The organism is Flavobacterium sp., assembly GCF_013822155.1.
Lineage (GTDB): Bacteria > Bacteroidota > Bacteroidia > Flavobacteriales > Flavobacteriaceae > Flavobacterium.
Map to the genome: position 1 here is coordinate 1 of NZ_PNJW01000011.1, position 22,841 is coordinate 22,841.

Here is a 22,841-nt window from a genome sequence, read left to right on the forward strand (position 1 = left end):
GCTCTTCCGATCTATCATGAAGACATTTTAAAATTGTTAATATGGAATATCCAAACAAAGTGGACATAAAAATTTTAATAAAATCTGTCTTCATGATTATTAATTTTTTGGACTTGGTGAATATTTAGATAAATTACCCATATTTTTTTTAATTGGAAGTATAATTGCTATTATGATTTTTCGCTTTTTGGATGTTTTAATTAGTCAAGTTTTTACCATAACTAATAGTCATATAGTTAATACATTGATAGCAATTGTATTTAATGTAATTATTATGTATTTTGTATTAAAAATCTTTAAAAAAATGAAGCTGGGGTAATGTAGGTAATGTACCACAATTAGTAATGAACAAATTCACAATTTTACAACCATTTTAAATTAACTATTTGAATTGGGTAATGTTCCATAATTAGTGATGTACCAAAACCCACAATTTAACCATTTGTAAATCAATACTTAAATAATATTTTAACCCAAAAGGCAAGCTGTATAGTTTGCCTTTTTTACATTTGAAAATAGGTTAAAACGAATTTAATGAAGAAAAGTGACACCACGTATTTCAAAGTTAGTGGTGGAGAATTTGGTAATTTCATGTAGTAAATAATAATCTGGTTTTGCAAAATGTCCAATGAAATGCTCCGCTAATGTCAATGCCTTTGCGGAAATTTTTAATATATTTGATAAAAGATAGCTCAAAGCAAACGTTCTTAAAAATACCTTGAAGTAACATATTTAGAGTATAAGTATAAGTACAACGGGAAGGAGTGGCAAGATGAGCTAGGGCTTAACTTCTACGACTATGGTGCGAGAAATTATGACCCCGCAATTGGTAGATGGATGAATATTGACCCTAAAGCTGAAGAAGACAGACGATGGACTCCCTATAGATATGCCTATAATAATCCATTATTATTTATTGACCCTGACGGAATGTTAGAGACAGATTTTGGAGTTAATAATAAAGGCGAAGTTAAACAAATCGGACCTACAGATAATAAGCCTGATAGGTTGTTTAAATTGAACAGCAATGATTCTGTTGATAAGAGCGTTGCTCCAATTACTGTTAATGATAAAGAAATATTGCCTCAATTAGCTGAAAAAAACCCAGATTTAGTACAAAAACACCATGCTGATAAAAAAGAAGTTTTGAAAGGAAGTAGTGCAACAACAAAAAGCACAGCAGAATCCTTAAAAGTTTTTAAGTTTATGTCTGAAAACACAAATGTTGAGTGGGCTTTACAAGGAAATAACACTAAATCTGGTATTAATTGGATTATTGGAACACTTCACTCTAACGACCAAGCACCAACTTTCTATCACATGAAAGGTTTTGAAAGAAATTCTTTAGCTTTTCATTATCACGCTCATACTGATTTATCATGGGATGATTTTAAACCAAGCGGTAATGATATAAATTCTTACAGGAGAACTTTAGAAGTAAGTCCTGATGCACAATTTTTCATTTACATGCCTAAATTGAGTAAAGATAATTATAACAAAGTTAAACCTAAAGACTATAAAAGTATCAATTATGAGCCATCCAAAATGTACCCAGTTAACAAATCAAACATAAATAAATTTTAAAATGGAAAACATCAAAAAAGTATTTTATTGTATATTGTTTTTTTGTTTGTCAATATCTTTCTCATGCGATAAAATGAGTAAAACTGGTTTGAATAAAAATTATTCTAAAGATAAATTAGATATAACTTACATAGAAGCTAGTTTGGAAAAACTAACTGAAAATCAGTTTTTATATCTAAAAGTTAAAGATTCTATAGATAAGACTAGTAATAAATCTATATTCTTATATGAGCTTTTAGATTATGAATATCCAATGCCCTCTAAGAATTATTTAGAATTATGCTTAATAAAGTCTGATAATGTTTTATTAAATAATAGTAAGTATGATGAAAATAATTTTAATGATGATTTTTTGAATTCATTTAAAGAAAGTATAAATAATGATATGATATTTAAATCACATGTTTTAATCAATTTAGATGTAAATAAACTAAAGGATGATTTAGCTTTAAGAAAAAAATTAGAAAATCTTTTGAATATTTCTTTAACTAATTTTGATTCAATTAGAGAGAAATATTCAATTAAAAAATATGGTAAGAGTTTTAACCATATAGAATACAATAAAAAAATAGAAATAATTAAGTTAGTGCCTTTATCAATATATTTAGGTAATAATTCAGATTGTAATAGAGTAATACCACCGCCTCCAATTCAGGACAATGTTCCATAATTAGTGATGAAAAAAATCTACAATTTAACCACAGTAAATCAATACTAAAATAAAATTTAAACCTTAAAGGAATATAGATTTCCATTATCATATTTGATATGGGCTTTATCTTGCTTGGAGTAAATTAAAATACTATCTCCTTTAATATCATTATAAAGAATTGGATTATTAGCACCGTACTGATATGAATTAAGATGATAGTACTTTTCGCTAAATTTATCCATATTCATAAACCTACCTAAAGCAGGGTCATAATTTCTATTTCCATAGTCATACATGTTAAGCCCCAGCTCGTCTTGCCATTCCTTCCCATTGTACTTATACTTATACGTCTTTGTGAAATTTGTCTAAACCATATAAAGCACCTCAACTTTTTATCAAATAAGAACGATCCAACTTCATTTTCTGAATAACGAAAATAAAATTAATCTTATTGTTTTCCTAACTTTTGAGCATAAAAAAACCCTCGTTTTGAGGGCTTTTAATTTTTATTTCTTTTAGATTTCAACTAAATTACGATAATCGTACTTTTTATAATTTTCAATATTTTCTTTTTTGAGTTCTTTTAATTCGTTTTTTATTTGAACTCGATACCATTGCTCAGGTTTGGTATGGGAAAATGTGCTTAGTTTTAGAACCACTTTAGCATTTAGTTTCCTTTCACCTGAAAAATATTTGTGAAGATTGCTATCTTTCATTTCAAAATAATCTGCAAGTTCTTTTTTTGTAATACGTAGCTCTTTTAGATACATTTTTACAAAGTCAAGAATTCTTAAAACTTGCTCATCGTTATCATTTTGAATATAATCTTCTAATTTATATTGTATTGAAAGTAGCTTATTAGTAAGCATTCTTTCTTTAGATTGCATTGTAGAATTTGTAGATATAAATTCTTTTAATCCACTTTTCTTTTTGTCATTCCAAATATTCTCGATTGTAATCTCTTTACTTTTCATAACGTTTAATTTAAAAATTCATTTATTAATTTTTCACTTCCAACTGGCGGTATAACCATCATCGTATCACCATATTTTAAAGCATTATACTTTGTTGAATACACTGCCATAAGTTTGATTTCATCGGCTTTGTCTTCTTCAAGCACATCAAACGCAAGCCAACCTCTGTAAGTATCATCACCTTTCATAAAACTCAACCGACAAGCAAATGCAATCAAACAACCTGCCACTTTTTCGTATTTCTTAAGTTTTCCTCTGTTGTGTGGTGCAATTTCAACAAAAGCCATGTAAGGTTCAATCTTGTCTTTCATCTCAAAAATCAAACAACCTTCTACAATTGAAGGTGAATCCTCGCAAACTAAAACGTAGGTTTGAAACCGACTTTCTTTAGAATGTTTTTTAAAATTAAACCTCCAACCATCAACTATTGACGGAAGATTAATTTTTACTATCTTTGAACTTAATATATCTGCATCGACTAGTAAATTATCTTTAACACGCAATATCTTTACTTTCATTAACCTTTAATTGATTGAAACAAAAATAACAATTATTATACATATTGTATAATTTAAAATGTTAAATATTATTTAATTACAATTTAGGAAAAAATCGATTTATCAATTCCTGCTCGTTTTTAGCATCCGACTTGACATACTTCTCCGTAGTTCCAATACACTTATGCCCCGAGAGTTCTTGCGTTTGTTCCAATGTTAGTTTTCGTTCGTTTAACCAATTGCAAATAACGCTCATGCGGATTGTCTGCGGGTTCAGTTTCCTGTCAGGAAACAAACCTTTTAACAGCTCAATTACCGAATGAATCCCATCAACCGAAATTGGTTTGTCAAGCTTATTCAAGATGAGTTTATCCGTTTTAGTCATTAACATTTTAGCACGAGAATCATTGATTTTACTGTCAAAAAACCCCTAATAGTAAGGGCGGTAGGTGTTCCTCTTCCTATTAAGGCTGTTTGAGACTTGATAACGAGTACCTGCGAATCAAAGTAAAATAGTTGCGGGTTAGTTAAGCATTAGAATCTATTTAATTTGATTTAAAAGTGTCTTTAATACAAAAAACAACCCTAAGGTTGTTTCTTTATATATTAGCGAATTTTTTAATCGGTGATTATCAAAAGCTTTTTTAATCTAAAATCATTACCAAAAAGTTTGATACATTACCCACTACCCATAACCGCTCATCATTAATTATTGAGTATTAACACATTTATTAAAAAATGATTTTTTACCATCGCGATTAAGAGAAATTACATTAAATTTTTCATTAATTTTAAAAATTTGTTGAACTCGTTTTTTTTTATTCATTGATACACTATCGATGATTTTGACAATGCTAGCAGAATCTCCATCAGAAATATTAATATTTCTCTTATCTGCGAGTTGAATAAATAGTGTGTCATTTACAAGATTGTAATTATCATTTAATATTTAATATATAGAAACTTTCATCTACTATACTAGAAATGTTTGGGATTAGTTTTGGTTCATTTGATATGTTATAAAAATTAACATATACAAATCCATCTTTATTATAAAAGCAATTTTCATTATTTACTGTATCTTGTTTAGTTTTACAACCAAACAAAATAAATAATATTAAAGATATAAAAGTTTTTATTTCTAGTTTCATAATTTATTGTTTGTCATGTGCGATTCTAGTATTGCTTTGAAGTATTATAAGGGCATCATTTTGATATGAAACGTTATTAACACTTGGGGTTTTCGATGCGTTGTTATTTCCTGTTCTGACAAAATCTATTCCATGGTCTAAAAGTGTTGTTGTGTAATTTTTAATTGTTCTGTCTGTTATAGGCTTACCGTTATAAATTCTTTTAGGAGCATTTTTAACAAATAACTCTACCCAATCAACAAAGTAGATTTTATGATTATTAGTTTCGGTTACTCTTCCAAAAAAGTTTTCGACAGTTCCTTTTAACCATTTATCGGATATAAATTTTTTTGAATTATAATCAAGGTTATATTTATCAATTACGTATCTTTCAATCTGTTCTAACTGATGGTTAAAAAAGTCTTTATTGGTTGTTGTCGCTTTTGGCTTTAATCTTTGTTTTGAAGAAGACCAATCATCAGGTGAAATTGCTATGCCAGTTTTGGTTTTTTGGTCAATTCTATTACTGTCCCAAAACCTAATGTGAATACTGGTGTATTTACTTTTGCCGTTAACGATAAAAAATTTCAAATTCATACTTTATTTTGCCGAACATTTGCCGAAAAGTAGTTAATTAAATTGAATTTGACTTAATTTATCTTAATTATTTTTTCTTTTAAAAACTTTGTAACCCATTAATTATAGGGCTTTAAAGGTGTTTTTAGAGGGAATTTTAATTTTATAAAATTAAGATTTGCGACTTCCACTCCGGGTACAAAACCTCTCAGATATGGGAGGTTTTTTTATTGCGATTAGAGTGTATGTAGTAAAATTTCTTAAAAATCCAATCGTTAACCAATAAGTAGTTTTTTATTTTACTACGCCTATTTACGTATTTCAAAAAAGAATTACTATTTTTAATATTGCATAGTAAATTTTAGTAAAATGAAAAAACGCATTGGCATAGTGGAAGACGACAGGGACTTGCGTGAAGCATTAGGGATGATGATTCAATTTACGGATCAATATGAGTTGGCCGGAAGTTTTGAAAATGCGGAGCTGGCTTTAGAAGAATTGCCTAAACTTACTGTAAATGCTATTTTAATGGATATTAATTTGCCGGGTGAAAGCGGAATTATCTGTGTGAATAAACTCAAGAGTATTTGCCCTTCTGTATTAGTATTGATGTGTACTTCTTATGAGGATGATGAAAAAATATTTCAAAGTTTGGAAGCCGGTGCGAGTGGTTATATTTTAAAAACGGAAGGTCCAGCCAAAATTATTGGAGCATTAGACGAGTTATTTGAAGGAGGAAGCCCTATGAGCAGTAGTATTGCCCGTAAAGTGGTGGCGAGTTTTTCTAAAATGGAATCCCAAAATAAGATTACAGAATCATTAACTGCCCGTGAAAGGGAAGTGTTAGAATTGTTAGCAAAAGGGCAAATGAATAAAGAAGTAGCCGCTCAGTTAGAAATCAGTAACGGTACGATTCGGAAACACATTCAGAATATTTACGAAAAACTACATGTAAATACTCGAGTAGAGGCGGTGAATTTATATTTAAAACGATAATTCCTTCCCTCAATGAAATTTATTTTGCAATTCTATTTTTTTTTCTTTTGCTTAGTTGGATGGGCTCAACATTCCGTTGATCAACCGTTATTGAAAAATCTTCAAAATTGTAAAACGGAAAAGTGTCGTATAAAACAATCTTTTTTGTTAGCCGAGTATTTTCTGGAAACAGATGATATTGAGTCCTCTCAAAGATGGCTGGAAAAAACGAAAGATTTAGTGTCTCCAAAAGTTATTGATAGCACGGCTGTATTCATTCAAAGTCTGCAGTCGGAGCTTTTTTATTACATGGGATTGTATCAGTTTGGAACCAATGAAGCAGAGAAAGCGATAGAAAATGCAAAGCAAATCAAAGACAGCTTACTTATTGCGGATGCCTATTTCTTTTTAGGGATTAATCAACTTGAAATTAATGAGTTGGAAAAAGCACAACAATCTTTGTGGAAATCAAGAAATTATTTCCCTAAAAAGTCGAATAGAAAACATATTCGAAGCCTTATTCAAAAGGAACATATCTACAATAATATTGCCCAATCAAAATTCAAATTGAAGGAGATGGATTCTGCGGTTTGGTATAATGCAAAAGCATATACATTTGCTAAGAAAAACAACAGTAAACGAGGTATTCCTAATATAGAACAAACCTTTGGACAAATTTATCTTTCTAAAAACCAGAAAGACAGTGCTTTGTTTTATTTTCAAAAAAGTATTCATTCTGCGGTTAATAGTAACTATTATGATATTGTATTGTTGAATTTCAGTTATTTGATGGAAAGTCAATCTGACGATCCAGTACTAGTTAACCATTGGTTTGAAAAAGGCATGGGTTTAATGGATCAAAAAATCATTAACATCACATTCCAACGCTATTTTTATGTAACTGCTTTGGCTGTTTTCAAAAAGAGGAATCAAACCGATAAAGTGGCTTTTGTGCAGGAAAAAATCATAGCCATTGATGATGAAACTCAACTGAAAGGCAATTTTTATATTCAAAATATAACGGAACAGTATGCAAAAAATGAGAATAAATTGCTGACCTTTCAAGTTGAGGAATTAACAAAGCAACGAAAATATGCTTTTTTGCAATTAATAGCCGCCGGATTATCACTTATCATTCTTTCTTTAGTGATCGTTATTATTCGAAGAAAAAATAAAATTCAGCAAACATTACTTGATCAAAAAAATGAAATCAGTAAAGATTTACATGACGATATCGGAAGTGGTTTGAGCAGTATTTTAATTCATGCCGACCTACTGCTGAAAAATGGCACTTCAGATGAGAAACAAAAAGTATTAGCTACTAAAATTAACCAAACCGGAAAAGAAATCTCCCAGCGTCTCAATGCTTTTATCTGGTCGTTGAACACCGAGCACAATACCCTTCAGCATTTTTGTGAATATACTAAACAGTATGGAGCAACTCTTTTTGAAGAAACGCCCATTTCTTTTGTCTTTCAAAATTCCATTAAAAATAAAGAAACCATAAAAATGAATGGACAACAACGGAAAAATTTATTTTATGCCCTCAAGGAGATTTTGAATAACACATTAAAGCATGCACAAGCAACGAAAGTGGTTTTACACATTAGTTTGGAAACAAATAAACAACTTCAGTTTACGATTCAAGATAATGGAACAGGAATTACCAAAGCGAATGCTTTTGGAAATGGATTTAAAAACATTCAGAATAGGGTTGAAGATTTAAAGGGAACTTTTACAGTAAAAACAGATAATGGACTTTTAACCATTATTACAATTCCGTTATAATTTTAAAATATTTTCATTTTGTTTAAAAAGGGGAATACGCTAAATGGCGTATTTTTTTTATGCCTATTTCAAACAAAAAGTAACTGTTTTTGAGCGAATCTTCCGTGAACCCTTATTTTACGTAGAAATTTTAGCCTTGTCCTTTTATTATTGAGTACGGTTAAAATCGTATTGTCTTGTTGGTTAAAAAGAGTGAATTTTATTTTATTAAATAAGCTAAAACGCAACACGTTGATTTTTAATTAAACCATATAAAATCTAGGTGTTTTGAAACTTGTAAAAACCACACCAATGATGAAACATTATTTATTTATTTTCCTTTTTTTTACCGGATTTTTTGTTCATGCTCAAGTAGGAATCAACACCACAACGCCAAATGCCCAACTTGATATTCAGTCGAGCAATCAAGTCACGCCGTCAAATACGGATGGAATTTTAATTCCTAAAATTGACACCTTTCCGGCTACTAATCCAACGGTTGCTCAACAAGGGATGTTGGTTTATTTGACTACACCGGTAGGAACCAATATACCCGGGTTTTATTATTGGGATAATCCAACAACGAGTTGGGTTCCGATAAAAGGAAATGATACAGGTACTTTAGACCAAGCCTATGATTTTGGTGGAGCCGGTTTGGGAAAAACAATAACAGCAGATTCTGGAGCGGTTTTAATTAATGGAACAGATGGTTTGGTTTCCACAGGAACTTCTGGAACTGGTGTTTTAGCTCCTTCAGGTGCTGGGACTAGAATGGTATGGAATCCGAGAAAAGCTGCTTTTAGAGCGGGAACAGTTACGGGAACAAAATGGGATGATGCAAGTATAGGTAACGGTTCTGTTGCATTTGGAAACTCAATTGCCACTGGCGGTAATGCTTTCGCAGGTGCAGGTGGTAATGCGGGTGGGAGTTTCTCATTTGCATTTGGCGGAGGAGCAATAGCATCTGGACAAAGTTCTTTTGCTTTTGGTCAAAGTGCTAATGCCAGTATTCAGGATGCTGTAGCGTTAGGTTTTTTATCTACAGCCTCTGGCCCTAGAGCTATTGCACTTGGTTCTGGTGTTACAGCCAGTGGACAAAGTTCAACAGCATTTGGAGCCGGAAATACAGCCAGTGGATTTGCCTCAACAGCTTTCGGTAGTACTACTATTGCAAGTGGTAGCACTTCTACTTCTTTTGGAAAAAGCAATACCGCTTTTAGTTTTGGTGAAACTGTTTTGGGAATTGGAGCTACCACTTACACAACGTCTACTAATGGTGATACACAGTTCCGAACTGCCAATTCAACCGACAGGCTTTTTGCAATAGGAAATGCTATAGATGCTGATAATGACAATGTAGTAGATGACGCTGAAAGAAGCGATGCGATGGTGGTTTTGAAGAATGGGAATGTTGGTGTAGGGTTATCAACGCCGCAGAATAGATTGCATTTTCATAATCCAACAGGTATTCAAACTTTCATTCAATTAACTAATTCTTCTACAGGAATTACTCAAAATGATGGAATGATACTAGGAAATATTATCGGTACAAGTGAAGCAGGAATCATTAATCAAGAGCCAACAAACTTTTATTTAGGAACATCTAGTGATCAAAATCAATTAGTATTAACACCCTCGGGAAACGTAGGCGTTGGAACTGATTCAGCACAAGCTAAACTTCACGTTGAAGGAAACATCCGTATGGTAGACGGCAACCAAGCCGCAGGTAAAGTTTTAACGAGTGATGCGAATGGAACGGCAACATGGCAAAATGCTTCTGCTAACGCTTGGGGTTTATCAGGAAATGCAGGAACTAATCCAGCAACAAATTTTGTTGGCACAACCGACAACAACGATTTAGTTTTAAAAACAAATAACAACGATAATTTTAGAATAAAAAATGATGGACGTATTGAAATTGGAAACAACGGAGCTAATCCGGTATATTTAGGTTCTACAAGTCTTTCTAAAAAGCTATATATTGCAACAGAATCATCAACAAATAATGTTGTTTTACAAGCATCAAATGCAGCTGGAGACCCAGTTTCAATCTATTTTGGTGGTTCTAGAGGGACCATTGCAATACCAACAATATCTGAATCGAATCGAAATCTTTCAAATCTTTTTTTTTCAGGTTATGATGGGACACAATTTGTCAATTCATCGGCTATAAATGCGAGAATAGATGGAACACCTGCGTTAAATAGTATGCCTGGGATGTTACAATTTCAAACCACTCCAATTGGAGGAACTAGTCCATCAACAAGAATGATTATTAACAGTAAAGGAAATATTGGTATTGGAAGTGGAACTCCACTGGAACGCTTTCACGTTTTTGGAAAATCTATCTTTACCAATGGTTTTTCAGCCGATAATGCGGCTCTTTTATATCAAAATGATACTGACTATATGTTTCTTGGTCCGCAATCCGGAAGTAGTACCAATGGAGCAGCCATGGCTCTTTTTGGCAGTACCAATGTAAGTGGTGGCAATGCCGGTGGTATGGATATCAATGTGCCAAATGCCTTAGTGAGGATGAACCACACCAATGGAAATTTTACTTTTGGTACAAACAGTACCAGTGGTTATACAGGTGCTTTTGAGTTAAATGATAACGGTTTAGAAATCGGTCACAACTCTGCCAGTCGTGCTATTTTATTTAATCCCAATAGCACAGAACGGATGCGTTTAACACCAGCAGGTAATCTAGGTGTCGGAACCAATAATCCATTACAAAAGGTGCACGTTTCCGGTCCTGCCGGATTAACCGCTGTTCGAATAGCCAATACTTCCGGAACAGGCTCAACATCCAACGTGGCTCTTGATTTTTTTAGAAATACTGCCGCTAATACCGATTGGCGTATTTACAATATTGGTGCCAATTTAACCATTGGCAACAGTGGCGATGATTTAGTTACGGTGAATGATTTATACCAATTTCAAGGGGTACGGTTTATGCCGATGACTGATGCTACTATTAGTTTGGGACAAGGAGCAAATCGTTGGAATACGCTTTTCGCCTCCAACGGCACCATCAATACCAGTGATGCTAGAGAGAAAAAAAATATTCAAAACCTGACATATGGTTTAGATGAGCTAATGCAGCTCCGCCCGGTGAGTTTTGAATGGAAAAAAGACGACGGTAGCGGAACAAAACTAGGATTAATTGCTCAAGAATTACAACAAGTACTTCCTGAAGTAGTTCGCGATTGGGATTGGGAAGTTGATGAACAAGGCAATCGCAAAAAAGTGACTTCGCCTATTTTAGGGGTTTATTACAGTGATTTGATTCCGGTTTTGATAAAGGCGACACAGGAACAGCAATTGGTGATTGAAAAGCAAAAAGAGGAAATCGATTTGCTTAAACAACAACTTCAAGTACAATATCAATCAATTTTAGAACGGTTAGAAAAAATAGAAAACAAATAAATCAAAATGTATATGAAAATTAAAATCGGATTAATTATAGCTTTAACATTCATCTTTATCAATGGTTACAGTCAAAACAATCAAACAACTATAAATTACAGTATTGGAAAATCATTAAGAGAACAAGTAGGAGGAGATTTAGTAATTAATGATGGAACTTTCTGTGTTGAAAAAAACAATAATTTACAAAAACTCTTTGAAGCCACTAGTCATGGCACTTTGTTTATTGATATTAACAATCGAGGCGGAGGTAATAGTTGTGTAACACTTGTGGTGGAAACAGCAACAAGCACCATCAAAACAGTCATACCGGAAGATGCTCAATCCGGAGTGCTTAAATTTAGTAAGGTAAAAAATGCTTATTTAACCATTGTAAGTAGACCAAACGACTCAAACCTATTAACAGCCACGAGTAGTGGAGTAGCTACGGTTTGGTTTTAATTTGAAAAAGTAAAAAATTGGAAAATTAGTTTTAGTGGTTGATCCCCTTCCGGCAAGTGGTTTGCGGAGGGGGATTTTTTTTAAAGCCTTTTAATTACATAGGTTACAATTCCCCAAATAATCAATTGGTTTTCGTCGGTTACTTTAATGGGCTCGAAGTCCTTGTTTTCAGGCATCAGGAGTACACCTTCTTTGGTTATTTTGATGCGTTTTACGGTGAATTCTCCATCAATAAAACAAACGGCCACTTTGTTATTTCGGGGTTCTAAACTTCGGTCGATGACTAAAATATCACCGTTATCTATTCCGGCTCCAATCATTGAATTTCCGGAAGCTTTGGCATAAAAAGTAGCTTCTCTGTTTTTTACTAAAACGGCATCCAAACTAATTTTTGTTTCATCAAAATCTGCTGCCGGTGACGGAAATCCGGCCTTAATCCCTGCTTTAATATACGGAAGTTCGATGGGATTTTCTAAATCCGGTATAAAAAAGGTAAGTTTCGTTTTTGTCATATTTTTTAACCAAAATGAGCACAAAGAAGGCACAAAGTTCACAAAATTAAATATTAGCTACAATTTACTTTAAAAACATCCCGAATATCCGTCGTATATTTTGGCGAAAGCAAATTCTGTTTCATTTTCCAAGTCCGTTGCAAGTCTTGATTGCCTAAACGGATTTTTCGTTCGCCGGTTTTTTTGTGAAAGGCATCCATCACTTCCATGATTTTTTGGTGTTTCGGATTTTCTTCTTCAAACAAGTGAAATTGTTTTTGATCTTGCGGAATGATTTGGGTAACGATAACTCCGGCCTTTTTATAAATTTCACCTTCTTCAAAAATTTCTTTCAACATTTTTACCGCGACCGAACTTAAGGTTATACTTGAGTTGCTGGCATAAGGCAAAGTTTCCATTTTATAAAAATTATATTTTGGCTTATCCACTTTGTATTTGTCTTTTCGCAAGTAAAGAATTACGCCATAACAGCATGATTTTTGTTTGCGAAGCTTTTCCGCACAAACGGTAGCAAAGGTAGAAACCCGTTCTTTCATTTCATCAAACGTGGTAATGTTGCCATCAAAACTTCGGGTGATGGCGATGTTTTTGCGGTCTTTGGGTTCTTCGAGTTCTAATACCGATTGACCTAGTAATTCCAATCGCAAACGGTTGCCCACCACGCCCATTTCTTTTTTGATAAAAGTTTCGTTATGTGGTAATGTAAAATCGAATGCTGTATGAATATTTTGGGCTTTCATTTTTTTGGTTAGCCGAAAGCCGATACCCCAAACGTCTTCAATTTTGGTCCATTTTAGTCCTTTGATGCGTTTTTCTTCGGTGTCGATTACATAACTTCCCAACGTTTGTTTTGGGAATTTACGGGCGATTTTGTTAGCCACTTTTGCCAAAGCTTTAGTAGGAGCAAAGCCAACGGAAACCGGAATACTAAGCCATTTTAACGTTCTCTTTTTCATTTCCAAGCCATACTGCTGATAATCGTCAATCTTCATTCCATCAAAATTCAAGAATGCTTCGTCGATACTGTACACTTCCAAATTGGGAGTAAACTGACCTAAAATTGCCATGACACGACTACTCAAATCGCCATATAAAGCATAATTAGAAGAAAAAACGGTGATATTTTTTTGTTTGAGTTCGTCACGGACTTTAAATTCAGGAGCTCCCATCGCAATGCCCAACGCTTTGGCTTCGTCGCTGCGGGAGATGATGCAGCCGTCGTTATTAGACAAAATAACAATGGGTTTTCCATTCAGTTGAGGTTGGAAAACACGTTCACAAGAAGCATAAAAATTGTTACAATCTACTAAAGCATACATGTTGTAAAGTTAGTAGATTATTATTTTTTTTGGAAGTGAACGGATGTTAATGTTGATAAGAAGATAGAGGTAAGAAGCAAGAGGCAAGAAGGATTCAATAATTTTTAATTTCTAAGCGTTTAGCACTTTTTCGTATGCTCGTCTCGGACTACCTCTGAAATGCACAATGCCACAGAACACAAAGCCTGATTTTTCAAAAATGCTCATCATGGCAAAATTGTCGTGGTTGGTGTCGGCTTTCAGGCTATGGATGTTGTTTTCTAAAGCAAAAGCTTCGATGAAATCAATCATTTTTTTGGATAAGTTTTGACCGATGTATTCCTGAGCAATCGCCACCCGATGAAAAACAACAAAATCACTTGTAGTCAACCATTCGCCTTGCAAGTTTTCATATTCCGGTTCGTCGTTGATTAAAACGGCTGTATAACCGATGATTATATTGTCGTCTGTAAGTACATAACCAATTCTTTTTTCAATGTCTTGTTGGATGATTTCCGGGTTGGGATAACCGTCTTGCCATTGGTTGCTACCGTCGGTTTTTCTTCGTAGGATGGCTTGCTGGAGAATTATCCAAATTTTAGGAGCATCTGTGATAGGGGCTTTTCGGAAGTGGTAGTTCATGGAAGGTTGTGTTCTGTATACTAGAAAATAAGATGTAAAGTTAGCAGAATTTTTTATTGAAGCACCCATTGCGTGAGGGATAGAGCCCTTATTTAGCTCTCCCGATTTTTATCGGGAAGCGAGTGGCGAAAGCCCGACCCTTGTGGGCACGCCCCAAAACCAATTTTTATAATTATTCCAATTTTTTAAATCCGTGTTCTTTGAAATACAAAAAACGTCCCGATTGCTCGAGACGTTTGTCATTCATTCGGTAATCTAAATAATGTATATTATTCGATCACAGCTACTTGAGCTGCTACTTTACCTTTTCTACCTTCTTCTTCTTCGTAAGAAACACGGTCACCTTCTCTTAGCTCTTCAGCTTTGATACCAGTTGCATGAACGAAAATGTCTTTTCCTGTTTCTTCATCTGTAATGAATCCGTAACCTTTAGACTCATTGAAAAATTTTACTGTACCTGTACGCATTGTGATAATAAAAATAATTAATAATGGCCAAAGGTAATCTATAAATACATACGAATGTTAATTCAATACTATTTTTTTGTGAAATTTATTGATTTTCAGTCTTTTCGTCTTTTTTATTGTCAAATTTGAACATATAGTCCTCCAATTTCTTGTTTTTATAGCGATGCCATAAAAAAATGGGCATAAGGACTAATGCACTGATTAAAACTCCCAATCCAACCCATTTATCTCCCTCGTTTCCAACAGTTTGTTTTAAATAATAGCCGTAGCCAATAAGTCCAAGGATGATAATAAACAGTATTCGGATAATGTATTTCATGGAATTATTTTAAATCTAATTTAATGTGTAATTCTTTTAATTGGCTTTCGTCAATTACGGAAGGAGCATCAATCATCACATCGCGACCACTGTTATTTTTAGGAAAAGCAATGAAATCTCGAATCGTTTCCTGTCCACCTAAAATGGCTACTAAACGGTCTAATCCGAATGCTAAACCACCATGTGGCGGAGCTCCGAATTGGAATGCATTCATTAAAAATCCGAATTGATTTTCTGCTTGTTCCGGTGTGAAACCTAACAAAGAGAACATTCGACTTTGCAAATCACGGTCGTGAATACGAATAGAACCTCCACCGATTTCGTTTCCGTTTAACACCATATCGTAGGCATTGGCACGTACTTTTCCGGGTTCGGTTTCAATTAATTTCATGTCTTCCGGTTTTGGCGAAGTGAACGGATGATGCATTGCATGGTAGCGTTGCGACTCTTCGTCCCATTCCAACAATGGAAAATCAACTACCCAAAGTGGAGCAAATTCTTCCGGTTTACGCAAGCCTAAACGAGTAGCTACTTCCATTCGAAGTGCCGATAATTGTGTTCTGGTTTTATCAGCCTTTCCGGAAAGAATTAAAATTAAATCGCCGGGGTTAGCATTGGTAATTTCAGCCCATTTTTTTAAATCGGCTTCGTCATAAAATTTATCAACCGATGATTTTAAGCTTCCATCTACTTCATATTTTACATAGACCATTCCTGTAGCTCCGATTTGCGGACGTTTAATCCAATCAATCAAGGAATCTATTTCTTTTCTGGAATAAGAAGCACAACTCGGCACGGCAATTCCGACTACTAATTCAGCGGAATTGAATACAGGAAAATCTTTGTGTTGAGCAACGGCGTTTAACTCTCCGAATTTCATCTCAAAACGAATATCCGGTTTGTCGTTTCCGTAGGTTTTCATGGCGTAATCGTAGGTAATTCTTGGGAATTTATCTATTTCGATTCCTTTTATTTCTTTTAATAAATGACGTGTCAATCCTTCAAAAACATTCAAAATATCTTCTTGTTCTACGAATGCCATTTCGCAATCAATTTGAGTGAATTCCGGTTGACGGTCGGCACGCAAATCTTCGTCTCTAAAACATTTTACGATTTGGAAATATTTATCCATTCCACCTACCATCAACAATTGTTTGAAGGTTTGCGGCGATTGTGGTAATGCGTAGAATTGTCCTTCGTTCATGCGGCTTGGCACCACGAAATCTCTAGCTCCTTCCGGAGTAGATTTAATGAGGTAAGGTGTTTCAATTTCACAAAAACCTTGGTTGGAAAGATAATTACGGACTTCCATCGAAACTTTGTGGCGGAAAATCAAACTGTTTTTTACCGGATTACGGCGAATATCTAAGTAGCGGTATTTCATACGAATGTCCTCACCGCCGTCGGTATCATCTTCAATGGTAAAGGGAGGCAATTGTGCTACATTCAAAATAGAGAGTTCAGAAACTAAGATTTCTATCTCTCCGGTTGGGATATTTTTATTTTTTGCTTCCCGTTCAATGACCGTTCCTTTTACTTGAATGACAAATTCGCGACCCAATGATTTGGAAGCTTCAAAAACTGATTTTTCGGTACGATTTTCATCAAATATTAATTGTGTAATACCATAACGATCACGTAAATCAATCCAATTCATAAATCCTTTATCTCTTGATTTTTGTACCCAACCGGCAAGGGTTACTTCGGTATTGATGTGCGAGCTGTTTAATTCTCCGCAGGTATGACTTCTATACATTGAAAATAAAATTTTTGCAAAAGTAAAACAAAAATCCAATACTTGTAGTATTTCAACAGTTGCAGTACTACTTAATTTCAATTATTTTTTGATTTGATATTTAAAAAAACGAGTATATTTGATTTACTTAAATGGTATTTAATCATGAAAAACAAACTACAATTCTTAGGAATTTCAATTCTTATTGTTTTTACCACTTTTACATCGGTAGCACAAATGACTTTTACTGCAAAGATTGAAAATCGTGTCAGTGATACGATTACTATTCGTGGAGCTCAAAAGTTCATAAAAAAAATAGCCGTTGATAATAAAGGAATTTTTACAGACACGTTTGAAGTGACTACCGGTTTTTACCAATTTTTTGATGGTAGTGAATACACACAATTATATTTAAAAAACGGTTATGATTTATTAATGACTTTAAATACTAAAGAATTTGATGAATCCATCGCTTACAAAGGAAACGGTTCGTTAGAAAATAATGTCTTAGCAAAAAAGGCTTTGGATGATGAACAATTTGAACTAAAACATTTTACAACTGATGATGAAACTGCTTTTCAGAATGCATTTGATACAAAAAAAGCCAGTGATGCAAAACTTTTGAGCGACGAGAAATTAGATGAAAATTTCAGAACTGTAATGACCAAAAGAGCAAATCAAGAGTATGGAATGGTTGTAGAGATGCGTGAAAGTGCTATGGCAGCAAAAAAAATGGTAGGAAAGGCATCACCTTCTTTTACCTATGAAAACCACAAAGGAGGAACCAGTACATTGGCAGATTTTAAAGGGAAATATGTTTACATTGATGTTTGGGCCACTTGGTGCGGACCTTGTTTAGCTGAAATTCCGCACTTGAAAAAAGTGGAGGCAGCTTATCATGGTAAAAATATTGTGTTTTTGAGTATCTCCATTGATGCAAAAAAGGATTATGAAAAATGGAAAAACATGGTGAATCAAAAACAGTTGGGTGGTGTACAATTAATTGCCGATAACGATTGGAATTCAAAATTTGTTACGGACTACGGAATACAAGGAATTCCTCGCTTTATTTTGATAGATCCGAATGGAAATGTTGTGGAAGCAGATGCTTCTAGGCCTTCTTCGCCCGATTTGCTAAAAAAATTAGATGCTTTGTTAAAGTAAATAAATTTACATAATTATCTTAAAAACAACGCATTAGCGTTATTTTTTTGTTTTTATTCCATTTTCCAATGTTAAGTTTTCATCTAATGTTACCAAATTGTTACCAAATAGTGTTGTAAATGTAAATTTATTTATATATTTGTAATGTAATTGTTAACCTACTTAAAACGAAGAAGATATGAAAAAGTTATTTATTGCAGCAATGCTAGTAATTTCAGGAGTAATTTTTGCTCAAGAAAACAATGTGAAAAATGAGATTGTAAATAAGATGGTTAAATCAACTTATTATTATGACAATGGTCAAGTACAACAAGAAGGATTTTATAAAGACGGAAAAGTACATGGAGAATGGATTTCGTATGATATAAACGGAAATAAACTAGCCATGGGTCAATACCAAGATGGGATGAAAGTTGGCAAATGGTTCTTTTGGAATGGATTGGATTTAGCAGAAGTAGATTATTCTGATAGTCGCGTTGCTCAAGTGAAAAAATGGTCTCAAGGAGCAGTTGTTCAAGTAAATAAAAACTAACACTGACTGATTATAAATAAAAGGGCTTCCAATTGGAAGCCCTTTTTAGTTTACTTTCTTTTTAGTTCTGTTTATTTCTTTAAAGGAAGAAATGATTTTTGCCATTGCGTCGGTATGATCATCTTTTCGTTTGAGTTCGGTCCAATTGACAATTTGATAATAAGTATCTTTTCCTTTCACAAATCCAAATTGGTAAAAAACATCAATCCCATCTACTGTTCCATTCACAGTCATTAATTTGGCTTGATTACCATTTATTTTAGTGTCTTCAAATTTTGAAAATTTTCCATTTTTAATTGTTGCCGCTAAATTGTCTTTTAACAACTTGGAATATCCTGTTAAATCAGGGGTGTAAGTTTCCCTTAGCGAAGCATCTTCTAGTACTAAGTTGTCAAAATCAGAACTGGGTTCGTCGATAACGATAGTGTAAAATTCACTTAAAATGTTTTGGTATTGAAGAGATGCATCTTCATGTAAAAAATCCACACTAGCTAATGATTTTGGCAAATCGATTGAATATTGATTTTTTACTTTTATATTTTGTGTTTCTGTATCAACTTGACAATTACTGAAAAAGAGAAGGACAGTTAATAAAGTTATTGCTTTTTTCATATGTATTATTTTTTGCAAGATAAAAAAAACCACGCTTTCACGTGGTTTTAATGGTTAATTTGTTTGTGGAATTTGATTGATATTTTTTTTCTTTTTCTTTTTGACTTTAATTTTTCCTTTATGCAATAAAAAGAACATCACCGGAACAATAACTAAGGTTAAGAAAGTGGCAAATGTTAATCCGTAAATAACGGTTTTGGCCAGCGGTCCCCAAAATTTCACATTATCTCCGCCCATGTAAATGTTAGGATTGTAATCAATGAATAAACCGAAAAAGTCAATATTCAAACCAATCGCCAATGGCACCAAACCAAGAACGGTTGTAATTGCCGTTAATAAAACAGGTCGTAAACGCGAGCGACCACCTTCAACGATTAAATCTAAATATTCGTGTTTGGTTAACAATCCATTTTCGTCCAATCCTTTTTCAACTAATTTTCTATCGATTAATAGTTGGGTGTAATCGATTAATACAATAGCATTATTTACCACAATTCCAGCCAAGGATATGATTCCCATCATAGTCATAATAATTACAAAATCATCACCAAAAAAGGCCATCCCAAAAAATACTCCACCAAAGCTTAATAAAACGGAAACCATGATGATAATTGGTTTGGAAATGGAATTAAACTGAGCTACTAAGATTAAAATAATTCCGCCCAAAGCAATTAACAAAGCATATATCAAAAATCCCATGTTTTTCGATTGCTCTTCTTGTTCACCTGTAAAGGCAAAATTGATGTCATTTCCAATTTGATAATCTTCTAATTCACGTTTGATTTTTTCTACCATTTCATTGCCATTATAACCCGTAATTACGTTGGAGTAAACAGTAATCACCCTTTTTAGGTTTTTACGTTTAATAGTATTAAATGTTGTAGAATTTTCGCTGCTTGTAATTGCTGATATTGGCACTTGTACTAATTTACCCGTTGCTTGATCTCTGAAAGTAATGGGTTGATTATAAATTAATTTATTGTCATTTCGTTGTGATTCCGGTAAACGAACGTTGATTTCAAAATCATCTTTTCCATCTTTATAGGTAGAAATTTTTTCACCAAAAATAGCTCTACGCAATGTTTGTCCCACTTGTCCGGAAGTGATTCCTAGATGACCGGCTTTGTCTAAATCAACTTTTACATCCACACCGGGTTTTGATTTGTTTACATCAATTTTCAGCTCTTCAATACCTGCAATGTTTTTCTCATTGATATAATCCTTCATCTTTTGAGCTTCTAAAAGCATCGCGTTGTAATCTTCACCCGAAATTTCAATATTTACCGGATAACCTGCCGGTGGGCCGTTTTGTTCTTTTTCAACAATGACCGAAACACCTGCATATCCTTGAACAGCTGAACGGATTTCTTCCATCACTTCCAAACTGTTTTTCCCTTTTCGGTATTTGAATTCACGCATGGTTAGTGTTACTTTTCCACGATGAGGCATATCATTTTGAGCACCACCGTCGGTTTGTGGATTTCCGGAGCCGTTACCTACTTGTGCAATGGCACTTTCTACCATATAATTTTCACCGTCTTCGACGTATTTATTAGCGATTGCGTAAACTTTTTGTTCAATTTGTTTCACAAAAGCATTGGTTTTTTTAATATCCGTTCCTTCTGGGAATTCAATATAAACCATGATTTGGTTGGGTTGATTTTCAGGGAAGAAAAGCACATTAGGTTTGGCAATTCCAACCGCCACAAACGATAAAATTAACAATAGAAAAGTACCAAAAAAGAATACTAACGGTTTTCTACCGGTTAAGGCATATTGTAAAAAATTGCGGTATTTGGTTTCCATCCATACCAAAATAATTCGTTGAAAAAAGTCTTGTGCACGAACCAAATAGTATTTATAAATCCATAGCATGATTACAAAAAACAACATTAAGTTACCTAAACCTTTTAATCCACCGGATTTTGTATTAAATCCTGCAACTAACATTACTAAGCCAATGACTCCTACAAAACCACTTAATTTGATTAAAGCTTTTTTAGATAATTCTTCCTCTTTCAGTTTCATAAAGTCAGCTGTCAACATGGCGTTGATAATCAAAGCCACAAACAAAGAAGAGAATAAAACTACTGATAAGGTCATAGGGAAATAAATCATGAATTTACCCATCGTTCCCGGCCACAATCCCAAGGGGAAAAATGCGGCTAAAGTAGTTGCTGTGGATGCAATAATTGGCCAAGCAATTTCACCAATACCTTCGATAGCTGCTTGTTTTCGTGACATTCCCTGACTCATCAACGTGTACACGTTTTCAACTACCACAATTCCGTTGTCAACGAGCATTCCAAGTCCCATAACTAATCCGAAAAGTACCATCGTATTTAATGTGATGCCAAAGGAGGCCAAAATCATGTAAGACATGAACATGGATAATGGAATGGCAAATCCTACGAAAATGGCATTTCTAAAACCTAAGAAAAACATCAAAACGCCAATAACCAAAATCACCCCAAAAATGATATTGTTTACCAAATCATCAACTTGTGCAATAGTTTTAGTGGATTGGTCACTGGAATAAGAAATCGATAAACCTTCGGGAAAATAATTTTCTTTGGCTTTGTCAACAATCACTTTCAATCCCTCAACAGCCTCCACCATGTTTTTACCGCTACGTTTTTTGATGTCGAGCATAACCACTGGTTTTCCATAGGAACGGGCAAAAGTGGTACGTTCTTTTTCTTTGAAAGCGATGGTAGCAATATCTCTCAAATAAACGTTCCCATCTTGTTTTTTAACGATGATATTTTCTAAATCAGCCGGTTTGTTTATTTCACCAATAACGCGAATATTCTTTTTGATACCATTGGTAGAAACACTTCCGCCGGAAACCGTTTTATTTTCGTATTTCACACTACTGATAATGTCGTCAAAACTTACTTTTGCGGCAGCCATTTTATACATGTCAACGGCAATTTCAACTTCTTTATCTTCCGCACCACGAATAGCAGCTTCTTTAATTTGAGGAAGTCGTTCAATTCGTTCCTCTAAATATTCTGCATATTCTTTTAATTTTTCTGATGTAAAATCGCCAGTAAGACTAACATTCAAAATAGGCACTTCTTCGGCAATGTTTAGGTCGAACACATTGGGTTCCACTTTTCCACCGCCATCAATCGTTGGCCATTCGGTATCCGATTTAACACGGTCAACTTTATCTTTAACCTTTTGTTTGGCATCTTCAACGGATATATCTTCGTCAAATTCCACCAAAATCATGGAATAATCTTCCAAGGTGTTTGAGGTGATTTTTGTCACTCCCGAAATGTTGTTGAATTCTTCTTCCAAAGGTTTGGTAATCAGTTTTTCAACATCTTCTGCCGAGTTTCCCGGATTGATGGAACTTACGTATATTTTAGTTTCAATGATTTCAGGAAAACTTTCGCGAGGCATTGAATAATACGAAATCAAACCGCCAACTAGTAATATGGCTGTTATCACATAGACTGTCATTTTGTTGTTGATGGCCCATGTTGATATGGCGAAATTTTTGTGTATGTTAATACTCATGTTTCTT

Annotated in this window: 20 protein-coding genes and 2 pseudogenes; 9 read left to right on the forward strand and 13 right to left on the reverse strand. The window is 33.9% G+C overall.

The annotated features are described in order from the left end of the window. Positions 1-747: 747 nt before the first annotated feature. The 3 genes and pseudogenes from C0512_RS04500 to C0512_RS04510 form a co-directional block, all read left to right on the forward strand. Positions 748-921, forward strand: a pseudogene (locus tag C0512_RS04500) (RHS repeat-associated core domain-containing protein); the annotation flags it as partial. A gap of 9 nt (positions 922-930) precedes the next feature. Continuing rightward, the gene (locus C0512_RS04505; RefSeq protein WP_367160523.1) at positions 931-1,584 is read left to right on the forward strand and encodes a JAB-like toxin 1 domain-containing protein; all 654 of its coding nucleotides are present in this window, start codon (positions 931-933) and stop codon (positions 1,582-1,584) included. Position 1,585: 1 nt separating this feature from the next. Next, positions 1,586-2,254, forward strand: a complete 669-nt coding sequence (locus C0512_RS04510; protein WP_290859256.1) for a hypothetical protein — start codon at positions 1,586-1,588, stop codon at positions 2,252-2,254. A 56-nt stretch (positions 2,255-2,310) separates the two neighbouring features. Here the strand turns inward: C0512_RS04510 and C0512_RS04515 are convergent. From C0512_RS04515 to C0512_RS04535, 5 genes and pseudogenes are all read right to left on the reverse strand, one after another. Next, positions 2,311-2,574: pseudogene (locus C0512_RS04515) on the reverse strand (RHS repeat-associated core domain-containing protein); the annotation flags it as partial. A 177-nt stretch (positions 2,575-2,751) separates the two neighbouring features. Beyond that, positions 2,752-3,210, reverse strand: a complete 459-nt coding sequence (locus C0512_RS04520) for a helix-turn-helix domain-containing protein (protein WP_290859258.1) — start codon at positions 3,208-3,210, stop codon at positions 2,752-2,754. A gap of 5 nt (positions 3,211-3,215) precedes the next feature. After that, the gene (locus C0512_RS04525) at positions 3,216-3,728 is read right to left on the reverse strand and encodes a hypothetical protein (RefSeq protein ID WP_290859260.1); all 513 of its coding nucleotides are present in this window, start codon (positions 3,726-3,728) and stop codon (positions 3,216-3,218) included. 76 nt (positions 3,729-3,804) lie between these two features. Beyond that, on the reverse strand, positions 3,805-4,092 hold the full coding sequence (locus C0512_RS04530; RefSeq protein WP_290859262.1) for a hypothetical protein: 288 nt from the start codon (positions 4,090-4,092) through the stop codon (positions 3,805-3,807). 769 nt (positions 4,093-4,861) lie between these two features. After that, positions 4,862-5,428 carry a hypothetical protein gene (locus C0512_RS04535; RefSeq protein WP_290859264.1) on the reverse strand — a complete coding sequence of 189 codons (567 nt, stop codon included), beginning with the start codon at positions 5,426-5,428 and terminating at the stop codon, positions 4,862-4,864. Between the two features lie 354 nt (positions 5,429-5,782). Between C0512_RS04535 and C0512_RS04540 the strand changes: the two genes are divergently transcribed. The 4 genes from C0512_RS04540 to C0512_RS04555 all read left to right on the forward strand — a co-directional run bounded on the left by C0512_RS04540 (position 5,783) and on the right by C0512_RS04555 (position 12,025). Continuing rightward, positions 5,783-6,409 (forward strand): response regulator transcription factor, encoded by a 627-nt coding sequence (locus tag C0512_RS04540; RefSeq protein ID WP_290859266.1) that lies wholly within the window; start codon positions 5,783-5,785, stop codon positions 6,407-6,409. 144 nt (positions 6,410-6,553) lie between these two features. Continuing rightward, a complete protein-coding gene (locus C0512_RS04545; RefSeq protein ID WP_290859268.1) occupies positions 6,554-8,176 on the forward strand; it encodes an ATP-binding protein in 1,623 nt (540 codons plus the stop codon). A 267-nt stretch (positions 8,177-8,443) separates the two neighbouring features. Beyond that, positions 8,444-11,584, forward strand: coding sequence for a tail fiber domain-containing protein (locus C0512_RS04550; protein WP_290859270.1), 3,141 nt, complete (start codon positions 8,444-8,446; stop codon positions 11,582-11,584). Positions 11,585-11,596: 12 nt separating this feature from the next. Further along, entirely contained in the window at positions 11,597-12,025 is a 429-nt protein-coding gene (locus C0512_RS04555) for a hypothetical protein (RefSeq protein ID WP_290859272.1), read from the forward strand. Positions 12,026-12,105: 80 nt separating this feature from the next. Here C0512_RS04555 and C0512_RS04560 read toward each other — a convergent pair whose 3' ends face one another. From C0512_RS04560 to aspS, 6 genes are all read right to left on the reverse strand, one after another. Continuing rightward, entirely contained in the window at positions 12,106-12,537 is a 432-nt protein-coding gene (locus C0512_RS04560; protein ID WP_290859274.1) for a LexA family transcriptional regulator, read from the reverse strand. Positions 12,538-12,590: 53 nt separating this feature from the next. After that, positions 12,591-13,856, reverse strand: coding sequence for a Y-family DNA polymerase (locus C0512_RS04565; protein ID WP_290859275.1), 1,266 nt, complete (start codon positions 13,854-13,856; stop codon positions 12,591-12,593). Positions 13,857-13,967: 111 nt separating this feature from the next. Then, positions 13,968-14,477, reverse strand: a complete 510-nt coding sequence (locus C0512_RS04570; protein WP_290859276.1) for a GNAT family N-acetyltransferase — start codon at positions 14,475-14,477, stop codon at positions 13,968-13,970. Positions 14,478-14,746: 269 nt separating this feature from the next. Then, complete coding sequence (locus C0512_RS04575; protein WP_129462785.1) at positions 14,747-14,944, reverse strand: cold-shock protein; 198 nt, start codon at positions 14,942-14,944, stop codon at positions 14,747-14,749. A gap of 85 nt (positions 14,945-15,029) precedes the next feature. Further along, complete coding sequence (locus tag C0512_RS04580) at positions 15,030-15,263, reverse strand: hypothetical protein (RefSeq protein ID WP_290859277.1); 234 nt, start codon at positions 15,261-15,263, stop codon at positions 15,030-15,032. A gap of 4 nt (positions 15,264-15,267) precedes the next feature. Further along, positions 15,268-17,019, reverse strand: coding sequence for an aspartate--tRNA ligase (aspS, locus tag C0512_RS04585; RefSeq protein WP_290859279.1), 1,752 nt, complete (start codon positions 17,017-17,019; stop codon positions 15,268-15,270). A gap of 144 nt (positions 17,020-17,163) precedes the next feature. Here aspS and C0512_RS04590 point away from each other — a divergent pair, with 144 nt between their 5' ends. Beyond that, the gene (locus tag C0512_RS04590) at positions 17,164-18,162 is read left to right on the forward strand and encodes a TlpA disulfide reductase family protein (protein WP_290859280.1); all 999 of its coding nucleotides are present in this window, start codon (positions 17,164-17,166) and stop codon (positions 18,160-18,162) included. 178 nt (positions 18,163-18,340) lie between these two features. Then, complete coding sequence (locus C0512_RS04595) at positions 18,341-18,694, forward strand: membrane-binding protein (RefSeq protein ID WP_290859281.1); 354 nt, start codon at positions 18,341-18,343, stop codon at positions 18,692-18,694. 45 nt (positions 18,695-18,739) lie between these two features. Here C0512_RS04595 and C0512_RS04600 read toward each other — a convergent pair whose 3' ends face one another. Both C0512_RS04600 and C0512_RS04605 read right to left on the reverse strand, forming a co-directional pair. Continuing rightward, complete coding sequence (locus C0512_RS04600) at positions 18,740-19,306, reverse strand: hypothetical protein (RefSeq protein ID WP_290859283.1); 567 nt, start codon at positions 19,304-19,306, stop codon at positions 18,740-18,742. A 54-nt stretch (positions 19,307-19,360) separates the two neighbouring features. Beyond that, a complete protein-coding gene (locus C0512_RS04605) occupies positions 19,361-22,834 on the reverse strand; it encodes an efflux RND transporter permease subunit (protein ID WP_290859285.1) in 3,474 nt (1,157 codons plus the stop codon). Between the last annotated feature and the right edge of the window lie 7 nt (positions 22,835-22,841).